Genomic DNA, 15,268 nt, shown 5'->3' on the forward strand with positions numbered 1-15,268 from the left:
TGAGATTGTATCCTATGTCTATCTTGGTCATGAAAGAGTTTTGCTTTTATAGTCAACTATAGACAACTTCGGATGAGATAAGTAGAACGATAGACTGTGGCCTAGAAATTGCTAGTCTTTGAGGCAAATGTTAGTGATGATCTTTTCAGTATAACCTAATTTCCCAGCTCCATTTAGCGCTATGATAAGATGCATATGCCTGTCTGGCAGTTTCTTTTTGACATTGCTGTTTTTTCAGACACTATTTATTATAATGAAAAGAGTTTCCGCTTGGAAACTCTTTTATATTTTACATGATTCCTGCAAGACGAGCAAGTACACCAATCACGAAGAGACCAATGATCATTGTAATTGGAGATACTTTCTTCTTAAGCAACCACATACAGATGAATGTTAAGATAAGTCCCATCAATCCAGGGATTAATGAATCCAATTGTGCTTGAAGAGTATTTGTTTTTTCAGCAGTTAGGCTCAATCCGCTTAGAGCTTGTCCCAAGATCCCTTGAAGTTCAGCTCCAGTAACATTGCCTTTAGGGAATTCAACATAAGCCCCTTCAGCTAATTGTGTTGATGGGAGTGGCACAGTGAAGTTAATAGAAACCCAACGTTGAACCAAGACAGCAAGGATGAACATACCAAGGATAGAAGCTCCTTTAGTGATGTCTTGAAGGATACCACCTGACATATCTTTGGTAATTTCTTTACCAGATTTGTAACCAAATTCTTGTGTATACCATAAGAAGGCCATACGAATAGCATTCCAAGCAACAAAGAAAATAATTGGTCCCATAATGTTACCAGCTTTCGCCAATGATGCACCAAGAGCACCAAGGATAGGGCGTACTGTAAACCAGAAGACTGGGTCACCGATACCAGCAAGAGGTCCCATCATACCGATTTTAACACCTTGAATAGCTTCATCATCGATATCTGTTCCGTTTGCTTTTTCTTCTTCAAGAGCGAGTGTAACACCAAGAATTGGTGCTGCAACGTATGGGTGAGTATTGAAGAATTCCATGTGGCGCTCAAGAGCAGCAGCACGATCTTCTTTAGTGGTGTACAATTTTTTGATAGCAGGAACAAGTGAGTATGCCCAACCTAAGTTTTGCATACGCTCGTAGTTCCAAGATCCTTGAAGGAATTGTGATCGGAACCAAACCTTTTGGCGATCTGCTTTTGATAATTTGATTTGATTTTCAGTCATTGTAAGCACTCCCTTCTTAGTAGTCTTCTAGGATATCGCCGATTGGATCGAGTGATGCAGAACCACCACCATTTCCAGACCCACCTTGTTTAGAGAGGTTGAGGTAGATAAAGGCAATGGCAACGCCGATAACCCCCATGGCAATAAGTGTTAGTTCAGAAATAGCGGCTAATGCAAAACCAAGGGCAAAGAATGGCCATACTTCACGTGTTGCCATCATGTTGATAACCATAGCGTAACCAACGGCAACGACCATAGCACCACCGACTTGCATACCTCCGCTGAGCCATTCTGGCATCATCTCTAGAACACTACGTACAGACTCTGCAGGAACTGCGAGTAAGAGTGCAGCAGGGATAGCAATACGAAGACCTTGAAGAAGAAGGGCAATGAAGTGAGTGCGCTCAAGAGCAGAGATGTTCCCTTCAGATGCAGCCTTATCTGCAGCATGGACCAAACCAACTGAGATGGTACGAACGATCATCGTTAAGAAAAGACCAGCAACGGCAAGAGGAATAGCTGTTGAGTAAGCAAAGGTAATTCCTTTTGGAGTGAAATCTCCCCCTTTTACCATGATAATAGCAGCAGCTACAGAAGCTAGGGCAGCATCTGGGGCAACGGCTGCACCGATGTTAGCCCAACCAAGGGCAAGCATTTGCAGTGTACCACCAAGCATGATCCCTGCAGTGAGGTTACCTGTAACGAGACCGATGAGGGTACAAGCAACAAGTGGTTGGTGGAATTGGAATTGGTCGAGGATACCTTCTAGACCTGCAAAGAAGGCAACAACAATGACCAAAATAGCAGAAATAAATGAAATATCTGACATTTTGAAATCCTTTCGAGTAATAACAAGGTACTAACGGTAATCCAAATTAATAACAAGGGACTACTTAACGTTAGCTTTTTTAATAAGATCAAAGAGGTTTTTACGTGAGTCACTAGGAACTTTACGAACATCAAATTCAACGCCCAAATCACGTAGCTTTTCAAATGTAGCAACGTCATCCTTATCCATAGACAAAACATTGTTAACCATTGTTTTACCAGTTGAATGAGCCATTGAACCAATATTAAGTTCTTTAATTGGGACGCCACCTTCGATTGCACGCAAGGCTTCTTGTGGTGTTTCAAAGAGAATTAGAGCGTGTGTATTTCCAAAGCGAGGATCTTTTGACGCTTCGATAAGTTTATCAATTGGAACAACATTAGCTTTTACTCCACCAGGAGCTGCTTGTTTGATCAATTGCTTACGCAAATCGTCTTTAGCAACAGTGTCAGAAGCAACAATGATACGGTTAGCTTTTGAAGCTGGTGTCCAGTTTGTTGCGACTTGACCATGTAAGAGACGTGTATCAACACGTGCTAGATTAATTTTTAATTGCCCATCGCCAATAACAGTCCCTGGAGGGATGGCACCTTGAAGTGCAGTGACAACTTTCTCAGTTGGTGAGGCTTCTTCCAATGGATTGAGCTCCTCAGGAAGTGCTTTAATACCATCTCGAGATTCTTTGATGATATTGGCCGCAACTTGATCCACACCTGCATTGGCGTCCATCATACGCTCTGTATAGGCTTGGATAAGCATTGGTAAGTTAAGACCTGTGATGATGGCAAACTTGCGGTCAGGGTTTTCTCCCATAACACGACTTGCTTGGTTAAATGGAGAACCACTCCACAAATCAGCAAGGACAAGAATTTCATCATCAGCATCAAATTGAGCGATAGCATTGTTGAAGTGTCCATACAAATCGTCAGGTCCTTCGCTTGGCATGAAAGTGACAACTTGAACTTTCTCTTGGTCGCCAAAGATCATAGAACCAGATTGATGAATACCTTCAGCAAATTTACCATGGCTGGCAATAATAATACCGATACCCATTCGTGTTCTTCCTCCTAATAATTTATTTTTCTTAGGATAAAGAAGAATCTCTCCAGATATGGCCAAAAGGCACTCTTTTTTATCCTAAAAATTAAGAACAACTCATTTTAAAACGTTTTCACTAAAAATGCAAGTCCATTTGACAAAAAAATGCAAAAGATGGCGGTGTTTTTCAAAAACTGTCAATAAATGTGATCGAAATCGACAGAAAAAAAGAGGCATTTCCTAAAAAATGCTCTTTTCTGATGGTTTAAATGATATTTTCTAAAAATAAAGAAATTAGGGCGAAAATTACAGAAAAAGTGCTTCCAGTTGTCTGGCAACTCCATCCTCTTCGTTTGTATAGGCTAGTTGCTCGTTGGCATAGGGAAGTAGGACTTGACTGGCATTTTTCATAGCATACCCTGTTTTGGCATAGTGGAGCATCTCGGTATCATTGTGTTCATCTCCGAAGGCGATCAAGTCATCAGCAGTTTTGTTAAAAACTGTCATCAGGTAAGAAAGCGCAAAGGCTTTATTAACCCCTTTTGGAGAAACTTCTAAAATATTAAGTGGTCCTCCCCAAGAATCTACTTCAATTTGGTTGCGGAAGTGTTCACGAATGGTGTCGGCTAAAGCGATTTTATTCGTAGAGCGTGTCTGCATGAGCAGGGCGTTAGGATCTCTAGTAATTTTTTCAGGTTTTAAACGCATGCTTTCTGTGATTTTTTTGACCCCAAATAAAGAGGGCTCGATGCGGTCAGTATGATCCATTGTAATATAGAAGTTTTTGCGGTATTCACTCGCAATGAAGTCCATTTCGTAAAAATTACTGTGTTTGAGGATATCAAGAAGATAAGATTTATCCAAGGTAACCGATTGTTCAAAATCCCAACGATGTCCAGGTAGATTGGTCAGTGAGCCGTTGAAGGTAATCATGGGAGTGTCTAATTTTAAGCGTTTGTAATGGTCTATAGCCATGCGGTAAGGACGCCCAGTTGCGATAACTACCTTATGCCCTTTTTTCTGAACTTTTTGAATAACATCTACGGTGTAGTCTGAGATTGTGTTATCACTGTGGAGTAAGGTTCCATCTAAATCAATAGCAATCATTTTTTTTGTCATAGTAGTATTATACCAAAAGATAGCATAAAAACTCACTTGTCATACCTATTGTTCTTAAAAAAGGTAGAAATATATTCTTTTACTTGAAAATAAATCGAAAAAGCTTTGATATAGGATTGAAAAACGAACATTATTGTGATAATATTGATATATCGTTCTAAAAAAGGAGTTCTGTTTTTAAAAATGGAAAAATTATTTAAGTTAAAAGAGCATGGTTCAACTGTCCGCACGGAAATTGTAGCTGGTTTGACCACCTTCTTTGCGATGAGTTATATTCTTTTCGTAAACCCATCGATTTTAGGGGCAGCAGGAATGCCAACTCAAGCTGTTTTTCTAGCAACTATCATTTCATCAGTGATCTCAACCTTGATTATGGGATTATTTGCCAATGTTCCTTATGCTTTGGCACCAGGGATGGGGCTCAACGCTTTCTTTACTTACACGGTTGTCTTTGGTTTGGGCTTTAGCTGGCAAGAAGCTTTGGCTATGGTCTTTATCTGTGGATTATTTAATATTTTTATCACAGTTACCAAGGTACGTAAAAGCATCATCAAAGCCATTCCAGTTAGTCTCCAGCATGCCATTGGTGGTGGGATTGGAGTTTTTGTTGCTTATCTTGGTTTTAAAAATGCTAATATTATTGATTTTTCCCTCTCGGCAGATAATATTGTAGCCATCAATGGGGCAGCACCTGCAAGTGCTGACTTATCGAAGGGTGTCAGCTCAATCGCTGCTAACGGAGGTGTAGTACCAGCTATTTCTACCTTTACTGATCCGGCAGTTATTTTAGCAGTTATTGGTCTCTTTTTGACAGCTATACTGGTCATTAAAAATGTTCGTGGTGCCATTTTGATTGGTATTATTGCGACGACACTTTTGGGGATTCCTATGGGAGTTGTTGATTTATCTAGTGTGAGCTTCTCAAACAACCTAGCTTCTGCTTTTGATGAGTTGGGGACAACTTTTTTGGCAGCTTTTGACGGAATGGGGTCTCTCTTTAGCGACTCGACGCGTTTGCCTCTTGTATTAATGACGATTTTTGCCTTCTCACTTTCTGATACTTTTGATACTTTGGGAACATTTATCGGTACTGGTCGCCGCACGGGAATCTTTTCTGCAGAGGATGAAGCGTCTCTTGAAAATTCTTCAGGATTTTCATCAAAAATGGATCGTGCCCTTTTTGCGGATGCTATCGGAACCTCAATTGGTGCTTTGTTTGGGACATCCAACACAACTACTTACGTGGAATCTGCTGCAGGGATTGCTGAAGGTGGTCGTACAGGCTTAACGGCTGTTTCGACAGCGGTGGCATTCTTATTGTCTGTGTTTCTCTTGCCTCTAATCGGTATTGTACCAGCTGCGGCAACGGCGCCAGCTTTGATCATTGTCGGTGTGATGATGGTATCATCCTTCCTTGATGTGGATTGGAGCAACTTTGAAGATGCACTTCCAGCTTTCTTTGCAGCCTTCTTTATGGCACTTTGTTACTCTATTTCATACGGTATTGCAGCAGCTTTCATCTTCTATTGTCTAGTGAAAGTGGTCAAAGGAAAAGCGAGCGAGATTCACCCAATCTTATGGGGAGCTACAGCACTCTTTGTTCTTAATTTTGTGATTTTGGCCATTCTATAAAAAAATCTCATCAGATTTGTCACCAGTTTTTAAGGACTGGTGATTTTTTGATGGTTCAGAGATGGGATTGAATCATGACAAAGAGGTATCTCTATGATATAATGGAGGCTATGTATGAGCTTAAAAATGAATCGGAATTACTAGCTTTTGGTCAAAAACTAGGGACCTTGTTAGAGTCAGGAGACCTCTTGATTTTAACAGGGGACTTGGGAACAGGCAAAACAACCTTGACCAAGGGTCTTGCTAAGGGGCTTGAGATTGATCAGATGATCAAGAGTCCGACCTATACTATAGTTCGAGAATATGAGGGACGACTTCCACTATATCATCTGGATGTTTACCGTATTGGTGATGATCCGGATTCGATTGATCTGGATGCCTTTTTATTTTCAGGTGGTGTGACAGTTATCGAGTGGGGGGAGCTGGTCGAAAGTCATCTGCCATTGTCGTATTTGAAGCTCACTCTTTCTGTCAAGGGTGATGGTCGTCAGATTCGCTTGGAGTCCCATGGACAGAGAGCTGAGAGATTGGTGAGAGAACTGGCCCATGTCTGAAGCAGAATTGATTATAGAAGAAGCTCAAGTAGGTGACGCTCAAGCTATGGTCACGTTTTTGAGAGAAGTCTGCGAAGAGACCGATTTGATTGTGGCGTCTGGGCCACTGCTTTCAGAAGATGACCTTGCTCGCTTTATAGAGAGCAACTTGGAGCAGTTAAATGCCATTTGTTTAGTAGCGAAATGGCAGGATTGCATTATTGGTATGGCCAATGTTGCTAGTAGTGATGATCCGCATTTCAATCATGTTGGTGATCTTTTTATTGCAGTGAGTCAAGCTTATTCAGGAAATGGTATTGGACATTACCTTATGGAAATGATCTGTGACTGGGCTGAACAAAGCCCCTTAATACGACGCTTGGAGCTAAGTGTTCAAATACGAAATGCCAGAGCAATCAAACTTTATGAGGATTTTGAGTTTGAGCGAGAAGGCGTTCAAAAAGCAGCCGTTAAAGTGAATGACGAGTATTTGGATATTTTAATGATGAGTAAAATGATAGGTAACGAGAACAAATGAAATTAGGTAAAAAAATTGTTCTAATGATGACATTAATCATCACCACAACAATAGTAGCAATAGGTGTTTATCTTGGATCGGCCTATATTTTTTCAAGCGATGCTTTATCAAAGACATTTAAAAACTATGACGATGGAAAAACCAGCGAAGCTATTGATAAAACGGAGCCTTTTTCGATTTTGTTAATGGGGGTTGACACTGGAATCCAAGAGCGACAATCAACTTGGGAAGGCAACAGCGATTCTATGATCTTGGTCACAGTCAACCCTAAAACTAAGAAAACGACTATGACTAGTTTAGAGCGTGACATTATGGTAACTCTAAAAGGTCCTAAAAGTAACGACCAGACTGGAGAGCGCGCAAAATTGAATGCGGCTTATGCTGCTGGTGGTGCTGAGATGGCAATGATGACAGTTGAGGAAATGCTGGATATTGATATTGACTACTACATGCAGATCAATATGCAAGGGCTCATGGATTTGGTAGATGCTGTTGATGGCATTACCGTTACCAATCATTTTGATTTTCCGATCTCTATTTCTCAAAACGAACCAGACTATACAGCGACAGTGGAACCAGGTACCCATCGTATTAATGGGGAGCAGGCCTTGGTCTATTCTCGCATGAGATATGATGACCCTGAGGGGGACTACGGTCGTCAAAAGCGTCAGCGAGAAGTGATTCAAAAGGTTATGAGGAAGGTCTTGCAATTAGGCAATAGCGTGACCTCTTATAAAAAGATTTTGCTAGCCGTTAGTGGCAATATGCAGACGGATATTTTGATTAACAATGCTACCATACCAAGTTTATTTAAATATATTGATACTGTTCAACATGTCAAAGAATACCAACTTAGAGGTGAAGACGCAACGGTTGATGGGGGATCTTATCAAATTCCGACAGCGGAAACCATCCTAAAGACTCAAAACACTATCAAGAAACAATTAGGCAAACGCAAAGGAACTTTGGAGAATCTCAAGACCAATGTGATCACTTATGAAGAGCTATATGGTCTTTCGACTTACGGAGAAAGTAGTAGTCAAGTCGAAGCAAGTATCCCTTATGATGACGGGAGTTACAGTGTAGAAGTACCACAACCTTCTGTCCCAGCAGTAGATCAGGGGACGATTTACTATGATCAAAGTCAAGGTGTCGTTTATCCGGAATCTACTATAGGTGAAGCACAGGTTGGTTATTAAGAGATAATGTTTGTAAAAACTTGCTAGATGTTTGTTCTAAGAAGCAATGTTTCTCATGTTTTCTGCACGAAGAAATTCTAGGGTAGGTAGTCTATGCGACAATTACTTTGTTATATGGTGAAAGAGAAGCGGGTCTTACCAGCTTCTTTTTCAATTTTAATTGTGAACAAGAAAACTAATTCTTGCTAAGTAGTGAGAAGTTTGTTATAATAAGACAGTCTTCAGGGCAGGGTGTAATTCCCGACCGGCGGTGACAGGTTAACCGATTTGCAAAGATCTACTTGATGCAAGCTGATAGTTTGTGGAAAAGTAGGTTGATGAGAATGGGGAGATTTGAAGTCCGTGAGCGAAAGCTGATGTGGTGAGATTCCACAACCGACAGTAAAGTCTGGATGGGAGAAGACCGGAATTTAGCTTGTTTTTGGCGAGCTTTAAGAACGGAACTTCTTTCAATTTGTTCAAATTGGAGGAATTTTTTTATGACAAACACACGTAAGTTGGCTTATATTGCCATTCTTTCAGCTATTTCATTTTTGCTGCTATTTTTAAATTTTCCGATCTTACCAGTGGCTAGTTTCTTGAAAATTGATTTTAGTGTTATTCCGGTTTTATTAGCCTTATTGTTGTTTGATTTAAAATCGGCTTACGTTGTCTTGCTTTTACGCACACTATTGAAATTTATTCTGAATTTTGAAGGGGTTAATACCTGGGTTGGTATGCCGATGAATGTGGTTGCTTTAGGTTTATTTGTGACGGTATTTGCCTTTGTTTGGAAAAAGCGCCAAACACTCATAAATTACATCGTCGCCTCTGTTATTGCTACTGTAATCTTGACATTGGCAATGTTGGTACTGAATCTCTTCTACGCGATTCCTCTTTATGTGAAGTTTGCGGGATGGCCGCCGGAAGCTTTAACTATGTCTTCTTATATCGTGCCAGCAGTTTTACCGTTTAACCTTTTGCAAGGGCTCATCCTGTCACTAGTCTTTTATCCAGCTTATCTAGGTACCAAAAACGTTCTCAAACGTTATTAGAAATACCCTTAAACTAGCTAGAATAATCTGGCTAGTTTTTTTGAAACTTTAGTGAAGTATGGTATAATACCTCTATGCAAAATAAACAAACGTATCTGTTAAGAGGGTCAGTTGCCCTCGTTTTATTTATGATCTTAGGTTATACTGTAAAGTTTTATCCTGAGCATTTGGTAGCTGTTGATGAGACGATTCAGACGGCAGTGAGAGGAAATCTTCCTAATCAAGCAACGACTTTTTTTAGTGGCATCACTTTTTGGGGTAACACCTTGACCTTTGTTTGCTTGGTTATTTTAGCTTGCGTCTGTCTATATGCTTTGAAAAAGTGGAAGGTTGAGGCACAGTTTCTTGCTTTAACTGGAGGTCTTTCAGGGGCATTGATTGTGGGGGCTAAATACCTCTATAGCAGAGCTAGACCGACGATCGAGCATCTTGTTTCAGCTCATGGTTTTTCATTTCCAAGTGGTCATTCGACGGGGGCAATGATGATTTATGGCTTTCTCTTGATTATTGTTCGTCAGCGTATTCAGTCGAAGGGGCTTCGAATCGCGGTTGAAGCCTTATTAGGTTTATTTATCGTTTTAATTGGCTTATCTCGCATTTATTTGGGGGTACACTACCCTACAGATGTTTTAGGAGGCTTTTTGCTAGGGTTTGCATGCTTGAACTTTATCTATCCCTTCTATGATCAAAAACGTTTCGAAGCACGTTTTCAAAGCAAACAAAACTAGTTGGACAACAGGTCCAACTAGTTTTGTTTGCATGCTTTCTTAAAGGGATAGGATTTGGGATTACCATAAACCAGTGAGTTTTTGCATCATGAGGCTGACACAAGTAATGGCTGCCCAGCAAATCCCACCGAGGATGATGGCTTTACCACCACGCTTGACTAATCCTGAAATATTAGTGTTGAGTCCTATAGCGCTCATGGCAATGACAATACAGAATTTTGATATTGTTTTTAAGCTAGAAACTAGAGGGAGAGGTAGGGGAAATAGCGTTGTTATCAGTGAAGCCAGTACAAAATAGAAGATGAACATAGGAAAGATCTTCTTGATTTGAAAAGTTTGCTGTTCTTTGCTAGTGTTCGCTTTCTGATTTTGCCTCATTTCTAGGAGTGATAAGCCTAGTGAGATGGGTATAATAGCAAGTGTTCGGGTTAGTTTGACGATAGTAGCACCTTCTAGGGTATTAGCATGGTAGAGACGGTCCCAAGATGCTGCTGTAGCTGTTACAGAGGAAGTATCATTAACAGCAGTACCTGCAAATAAGGCAAAACCTTCGTTGGATAATCCGAGATAATATCCTATCGTGGGAAAGATCATGGCTGCTAAGATATTGAAGAGGAAAATAACAGATATGGCTTGGGCGATGTCTTCTTCTTTTGCTTTGATGACAGGTGCGGTAGCTGCAATAGCTGATCCACCACAAATGGAAGAACCAACGCCTACTAGAATGGAGATATGGCGATCTAGTTTAAGCCATTTTTTTAAGGGAAAGGTGATCAATAGTGCTGTTGAGATTGTTGCGATGATAATCGGTAAGGACTGAGTTCCAACAGCTAAAACTTGCTTTAGGTTGAGACCAAAACCTAAAAGAACTACGGCCGTTTGCAGAATGATTTTAGAGGAGAAGGTGATTCCTTCTGCCGTCATATCACGATTGCTATGCCAAATCGCCACAATCATACCAATGAATATCCCAAAAACGGGAGCACCGATAAGGGGCATTTGTTCGCCTAAGAACCAAGCCACTGCAGCAATACTGATGCAGAGACTGAGACCTGGTAGGCGTCTTTTAAAAGTGGGCATGGTTGCCTCCTGGATATCTTTTTGCTTTAATTATAGTATTCATGAGCACGAAAGTATAGTTAATGTTAGAAAAATCACACAAAACTTTTCTAGAACAGAATAAGCAAAAGGAGATAAGATGAAGCGACCACTTGAGATGTCACACGACTTTTTAATGGACATTCTTGATGACAAGAGCGTTGTCCTAGATGCCACTATGGGAAATGGGCACGATACTGCCTTTTTTGCGCAGCGCGTGAAATGGGTTTATGCCTTTGATATCCAAGAACAAGCTGTCTTGGCAACTAAAGAACGCTTAAAAGCGCAACAGTTAGACAATGTTGACATTATTTTAGATGGTCATGAAAAGCTTGATCACTACATTGATGAGCCTCTAGATGCGGCTATTTTTAATTTAGGCTATCTGCCTAAGGCTGATAAACGTGTGGTCACCAAACCGCATACAACACTAGAGTCACTTAGCAAGGCTTTGACGGCTTTAAAAGATAAGGGGCGCATAGCTGTAATGATTTACTATGGCCATGAAGGTGGTGAAATGGAAAAAGACGCTGTCTTGGATTTTGTGAAGCAACTGGATCAGAAAAAGTATACGGTAATGCTATACCAAACCTTGAACCAAATTAATACGCCGCCATTTTTAATCATGATTGAGAAACGGACTTCTTCCTAGTCCTCTTGAGAAAAATTTGTTATAATCTAGTGATTAAAGGAGATATTAACATGTCTGAACAATCATTAACGGAACGTCTTTTTGAGTTACGACGAAAGTATATTGACGATCCCGTTTCAGAGGAATTGAAACAAGGGACATTTGAACAATCAAAACGGATTAAAAAAAAATTAATGACTTTAGAAATGGAACGCTGTCAATTAAAGATGGCACACCGAGATCATCGTCATGTGGATGAACGGATTGCTTCTTTAAAACAGGCATGTCGTTCTAAAAATGAGGGAGGATAGTCAGTATGGAATTACCCATTCTTGTCATAGCCTTCCTTTTTTCATTAATTGTTTCGAATGTTATCAATCGTATTTTTCCACGAATGCCACTGCCTCTGGTTCAACTCTTGTTGGGAATTGGTTTTGGCCTGTTGAGTGGTGGAAAAAGCATTAATTTAAATCCAGAACTGTTTCTTGCATTTGTGATTGCTCCACTGAACTTTCGCGAAGGTGAGGAAGCTGATGTTGGTAGTTTTTTGAGGTATCGTGATTTTATTTTATACCTGATCTTGCCTCTGGTTTTTGTCACTACTCTAGGAGTGGGCGCCTTGGCCAGCAAATTATTACCCATCGAACTGCCTATGGCAGCTTATTTTGCTTTGGGTGCTGCTTTAGGTCCTACAGATGCGGTTGCTTTTATTTCGATTTCTAAACGGTTCGCCTTTCCTAAGCGTATTGAAAATATTTTGAAGCTAGAAGGTCTTCTAAATGATGCCAGTGGTTTGGTAGCCTTTCAGTTTGCGGTTACAGCTTTGGTGACAGGGTATTTTTCATTAGGTAAAGCTAGCCTCCAATTGATTTTGGCTATTTTAGGTGGTGTTTTAATTGGTTTTCTATTTGTCTTTTTGAACCGTATCTTCTTATCTATTTTGGAGAAATTTGATGCAGCAGATGTAACAGGGGCTCTCCTTTTAGAGTTAACCTTGCCTTTTGTGGTTTACTTTGTAGCTTCAGCTTTAAATGTTTCTGCGATTATTGCTGTGGTTATTGCAGGAGTGATGCAGGCCGGGCGATTACGTAAAGTCACTTTATTTGATGCGCAAGTTTACCGGGTAACCAATGTGATCTGGCGAACCGTCAACTTTATGCTAAATGGTGTTGTCTTTCTTATCTTTGGGACGGAATTGACTTCTATCGTGGTGCCAGTATTGACAAGTCCTGACTACAGTAATGGCTATCTCGCGGCATTAGTGATTGGTTTGACAGTATTTCTTTTTGCAATCCGTTTCGTGATGATCAGTCTGGTCTATTTATATCGGAAGTGGAAGCGGCATCGCTCTTTCCGTCGGTCTTTCAAGGATATTTTGTTACTGACATTTTCAGGTGTTAAAGGAACGGTCTCTATTGCAACGATTTTACTATTACCGCGTTTGGATAACCTACAGTATAGCCTTTTACTCTTTATGGTAGCTACGGTGACCTTATTGAGTTTTTTGACAGGTTTGGTTGTCCTTCCCTTTTTAGCGCCTCCGATTGAAGAGCCAGTCGATAACCTCATAAAAATCTCTATTTTGACTAAGGTATTGACGATGCTACAGGAGGATAGTCGGCAAAATCCTCAGAAAGCGTCTCTATATGCTGTTATTGATAATTACAATGCGCGTATCGAACACCTGATTTTGGAGCAGGAACCTAATCAAGTTAAGAAGGATTTAGCTGACTTGCAACTCTTTATTATTGGTATTGAGAGTGAAGGTTTAGAGTTGGCATTTGATCAAGGTGAGATTGATCTTAAGGAATATCGGATTTACCAGAGATATATTAAGCTACTAGAAAAGCAGGTTAACCGTAGCTTTACCTCTAGTTTTACTTATGGCTTTCGCATTTTTCTACGTGTGGTCAGAGCTAGTCTTCATGAAATTGTGACATTTGGTTCACGCATTAGAGCTTTTAAAAAGCGAGCCAAAACAACGCGGCGCTTGACTGATGAGAATCGTGATCGCATTACATCTTTGTATCTTAATAATACCGAGATTATCTTGGAAGGCCTAGAAGCTCTGGGAGGTTACTATAACCTCTCCTTGATTGATTTCTTGCAGAATGCGCGGTTACGAGATGCTGAGCTTATTAAATCGGGGCTTTTTGTAGAGCGGATCATCATGCATCTTATTCCAAATAGTAATGACGATATTTTAAGAGGTTATTATTTAGAACGAAAGACTATTGCTGAATTTGAGGAACAAGGTTTAATTTCCAATACCTATGCACAACTACTTAGGAGCAATGTTAACGAGCTGGAAAACTATTCTTTAAACGATACAACAACAAGTCTCTCATATGAATTTCTAAGTTTTGCTAGGCAAAAGCAGTGAGATTTAATAACTCTTTTTGAACAAAAGATAATCTAGAATACACGTGGTCACTAACCTGTTTCTAGGTTATTTTTTTGTCACTGCGGCATCGTTCGGAAGGCAATATCTAACGGGTATGGAAAGATCAGGTGACCACACTAAAATAAGTTAGAGTTGTTAGAAAGCTTAATTGAAACTTAAAGTAAAACATGGTATAATGTAACCAATTTTTTAAGAGAGATTAGGAGATTACTATGAAAAAAGAGGAATGGTTAGAGTATTTTGAAGCGATTAATGGCAGATCGGCAACGGATCAAGAATTGGCACAAGCTTTAGCCAATGGGGAGTTCGAAGCGGATAGCGTGCCATCTGAACCTGTTGCGCAACAAGTCATCTATGATGTTGCAGAGGAAGAGTCGGTAGAAACTACAACACAGACGGCTGCTAGACAGTCAAATCAGGAGGTTATTTTACCTCAAGAACCTTTGCAATCGCAGTCAACTAAGGCTAATAGTGAAAAAGTAAAGCACTATGGGAAAAATTACTTTTCATGGCTTGTTAAGGCTTTAAAAAATCCTCAAGTGACGTCTGATGAGGATCAGTTTGTGTTTGGAAGTATTTCACTGGTTTTAGCAGCTGCACTATTAGCAGGAGCCTTGTTGAATTATATCCGCCGTTTCTTATTCTCCATTATTAATCTGTCAACACCAGACGGGTCTATCAAAACTGATGCTCCAGAAGTTTATGATCGCTTAAATAATTTTGTGTCTAGCCAATTTGGTCTCGGCAAGTGGCTTTACTTCTTTCTTTTATTACTGCTTGTCTATGGCATCGCTTATACTATACCGGCCTTGCTTGATAAATCATCGCTTTCTTTTAAGGAACGCTTTGGAAAATTGCTCGGAACAGCGCCGTTATTATTGGTTCTAAATGCTATTGCTTTTCTAGTGACCTTTTTGGTTAAAGATTCTTTACTCATCAGCTCTGAGTATGTTTCTCGTCTATCCTCTACGGTCATAGGATCCGGTGGCGAATTGAACGAAATGTTATCAGGTTTCTCGTCTTTGATTAGAGAGATCCCAGCACTACAATCCCTCGTTTCAGTAGCAACTTATCTGTTGATTCTTACGATAATTGGTTTGATTGTACTATTAGTGTCAATGATTAAAACGACTTCGACGTCAGTATCTGCCTTAAACAGTACCTATACGACGATTGTTTCGGTTCTTGTTTTCTTGATTGTTGTCTATTTCTTAGATAAATTGCTCTTGTCATCTGTATTGGATTCCTTATCCTCACTAAAAGACATGTCGTTATTTTAGG

General features: G+C 40.1%; 15 protein-coding genes and 1 riboswitch. Of the genes, 10 read left to right on the forward strand and 5 right to left on the reverse strand.

Going from position 1 to position 15,268, the window contains the following annotated elements:
* Positions 1-289: 289 nt before the first annotated feature.
* The 4 genes from G574_RS0104935 to G574_RS0104950 form a co-directional block, all read right to left on the reverse strand.
* Positions 290-1,204 carry a PTS system mannose/fructose/sorbose family transporter subunit IID gene (locus G574_RS0104935; RefSeq protein ID WP_029691222.1) on the reverse strand — a complete coding sequence of 305 codons (915 nt, stop codon included), beginning with the start codon at positions 1,202-1,204 and terminating at the stop codon, positions 290-292.
* A 16-nt stretch (positions 1,205-1,220) separates the two neighbouring features.
* On the reverse strand, positions 1,221-2,033 hold the full coding sequence (locus G574_RS0104940) for a PTS mannose/fructose/sorbose transporter subunit IIC (RefSeq protein ID WP_029691223.1): 813 nt from the start codon (positions 2,031-2,033) through the stop codon (positions 1,221-1,223).
* Positions 2,034-2,093: 60 nt separating this feature from the next.
* The gene (locus G574_RS0104945) at positions 2,094-3,086 is read right to left on the reverse strand and encodes a PTS sugar transporter subunit IIB (protein WP_029691224.1); all 993 of its coding nucleotides are present in this window, start codon (positions 3,084-3,086) and stop codon (positions 2,094-2,096) included.
* A gap of 291 nt (positions 3,087-3,377) precedes the next feature.
* Positions 3,378-4,190, reverse strand: a complete 813-nt coding sequence (locus G574_RS0104950) for a Cof-type HAD-IIB family hydrolase (protein ID WP_029691225.1) — start codon at positions 4,188-4,190, stop codon at positions 3,378-3,380.
* 183 nt (positions 4,191-4,373) lie between these two features.
* Here G574_RS0104950 and G574_RS0104955 point away from each other — a divergent pair, with 183 nt between their 5' ends.
* From G574_RS0104955 to G574_RS0104980, 6 genes are all read left to right on the forward strand, one after another.
* Positions 4,374-5,822, forward strand: a complete 1,449-nt coding sequence (locus G574_RS0104955) for an NCS2 family permease (protein WP_029691226.1) — start codon at positions 4,374-4,376, stop codon at positions 5,820-5,822.
* 110 nt (positions 5,823-5,932) lie between these two features.
* Complete coding sequence (gene tsaE / locus G574_RS0104960) at positions 5,933-6,376, forward strand: tRNA (adenosine(37)-N6)-threonylcarbamoyltransferase complex ATPase subunit type 1 TsaE (RefSeq protein ID WP_029691227.1); 444 nt, start codon at positions 5,933-5,935, stop codon at positions 6,374-6,376.
* On the forward strand, positions 6,369-6,893 hold the full coding sequence (locus tag G574_RS0104965; RefSeq protein WP_029691228.1) for a GNAT family N-acetyltransferase: 525 nt from the start codon (positions 6,369-6,371) through the stop codon (positions 6,891-6,893). The genes tsaE and G574_RS0104965 overlap by 8 nt, the downstream gene beginning before the upstream one ends.
* Complete coding sequence (lytR, locus tag G574_RS0104970) at positions 6,890-8,092, forward strand: glycopolymer--peptidoglycan transferase LytR (RefSeq protein WP_029691229.1); 1,203 nt, start codon at positions 6,890-6,892, stop codon at positions 8,090-8,092. The genes G574_RS0104965 and lytR overlap by 4 nt, the downstream gene beginning before the upstream one ends.
* Before the next feature lie 213 nt (positions 8,093-8,305).
* A riboswitch (FMN riboswitch) is annotated at positions 8,306-8,500 on the forward strand.
* Between the two features lie 71 nt (positions 8,501-8,571).
* The gene (locus G574_RS0104975) at positions 8,572-9,126 is read left to right on the forward strand and encodes an ECF transporter S component (protein WP_029691230.1); all 555 of its coding nucleotides are present in this window, start codon (positions 8,572-8,574) and stop codon (positions 9,124-9,126) included.
* 74 nt (positions 9,127-9,200) lie between these two features.
* A complete protein-coding gene (locus G574_RS0104980) occupies positions 9,201-9,854 on the forward strand; it encodes a phosphatase PAP2 family protein (RefSeq protein WP_029691231.1) in 654 nt (217 codons plus the stop codon).
* A gap of 60 nt (positions 9,855-9,914) precedes the next feature.
* Here the strand turns inward: G574_RS0104980 and G574_RS0104985 are convergent, their stop codons facing one another.
* Positions 9,915-10,934 (reverse strand): YeiH family protein, encoded by a 1,020-nt coding sequence (locus G574_RS0104985; protein WP_029691232.1) that lies wholly within the window; start codon positions 10,932-10,934, stop codon positions 9,915-9,917.
* A gap of 118 nt (positions 10,935-11,052) precedes the next feature.
* On the opposite strand from G574_RS0104985, the gene mnmM reads away from it, so the two are divergent.
* The 4 genes from mnmM to G574_RS0105005 all read left to right on the forward strand — a co-directional run bounded on the left by mnmM (position 11,053) and on the right by G574_RS0105005 (position 15,267).
* Positions 11,053-11,604, forward strand: coding sequence for a tRNA 5-(aminomethyl)-2-thiouridylate-methyltransferase MnmM (gene mnmM, locus G574_RS0104990; RefSeq protein ID WP_029691233.1), 552 nt, complete (start codon positions 11,053-11,055; stop codon positions 11,602-11,604).
* Positions 11,605-11,654: 50 nt separating this feature from the next.
* The gene (locus tag G574_RS0104995) at positions 11,655-11,894 is read left to right on the forward strand and encodes a hypothetical protein (RefSeq protein WP_017770547.1); all 240 of its coding nucleotides are present in this window, start codon (positions 11,655-11,657) and stop codon (positions 11,892-11,894) included.
* Between the two features lie 5 nt (positions 11,895-11,899).
* The gene (locus G574_RS0105000; RefSeq protein WP_029691234.1) at positions 11,900-13,966 is read left to right on the forward strand and encodes a cation:proton antiporter; all 2,067 of its coding nucleotides are present in this window, start codon (positions 11,900-11,902) and stop codon (positions 13,964-13,966) included.
* 233 nt (positions 13,967-14,199) lie between these two features.
* Complete coding sequence (locus tag G574_RS0105005; RefSeq protein ID WP_029691235.1) at positions 14,200-15,267, forward strand: DUF6574 domain-containing protein; 1,068 nt, start codon at positions 14,200-14,202, stop codon at positions 15,265-15,267.
* The last annotated feature ends 1 nt before the right edge of the window (position 15,268 follow it).

Source organism: Streptococcus hyovaginalis DSM 12219, assembly GCF_000420785.1.
Taxonomy (GTDB): domain Bacteria; phylum Bacillota; class Bacilli; order Lactobacillales; family Streptococcaceae; genus Streptococcus; species Streptococcus hyovaginalis.

Coding starts and splice junctions, on each gene's coding strand:
- G574_RS0104935 (WP_029691222.1), bottom strand. CDS start 1,204: ATGACTGAAAATCAAATCAAATTATCAAAAGCAGATCGCCAAAAGGTT.
- G574_RS0104940 (WP_029691223.1), bottom strand. CDS start 2,033: ATGTCAGATATTTCATTTATTTCTGCTATTTTGGTCATTGTTGTTGCC.
- G574_RS0104945 (WP_029691224.1), bottom strand. CDS start 3,086: ATGGGTATCGGTATTATTATTGCCAGCCATGGTAAATTTGCTGAAGGT.
- G574_RS0104950 (WP_029691225.1), bottom strand. CDS start 4,190: ATGACAAAAAAAATGATTGCTATTGATTTAGATGGAACCTTACTCCAC.
- G574_RS0104955 (WP_029691226.1), top strand. CDS start 4,374: ATGGAAAAATTATTTAAGTTAAAAGAGCATGGTTCAACTGTCCGCACG.
- tsaE (WP_029691227.1), top strand. CDS start 5,933: ATGTATGAGCTTAAAAATGAATCGGAATTACTAGCTTTTGGTCAAAAA.
- G574_RS0104965 (WP_029691228.1), top strand. CDS start 6,369: ATGTCTGAAGCAGAATTGATTATAGAAGAAGCTCAAGTAGGTGACGCT.
- lytR (WP_029691229.1), top strand. CDS start 6,890: ATGAAATTAGGTAAAAAAATTGTTCTAATGATGACATTAATCATCACC.
- G574_RS0104975 (WP_029691230.1), top strand. CDS start 8,572: ATGACAAACACACGTAAGTTGGCTTATATTGCCATTCTTTCAGCTATT.
- G574_RS0104980 (WP_029691231.1), top strand. CDS start 9,201: ATGCAAAATAAACAAACGTATCTGTTAAGAGGGTCAGTTGCCCTCGTT.
- G574_RS0104985 (WP_029691232.1), bottom strand. CDS start 10,934: ATGCCCACTTTTAAAAGACGCCTACCAGGTCTCAGTCTCTGCATCAGT.
- mnmM (WP_029691233.1), top strand. CDS start 11,053: ATGAAGCGACCACTTGAGATGTCACACGACTTTTTAATGGACATTCTT.
- G574_RS0104995 (WP_017770547.1), top strand. CDS start 11,655: ATGTCTGAACAATCATTAACGGAACGTCTTTTTGAGTTACGACGAAAG.
- G574_RS0105000 (WP_029691234.1), top strand. CDS start 11,900: ATGGAATTACCCATTCTTGTCATAGCCTTCCTTTTTTCATTAATTGTT.
- G574_RS0105005 (WP_029691235.1), top strand. CDS start 14,200: ATGAAAAAAGAGGAATGGTTAGAGTATTTTGAAGCGATTAATGGCAGA.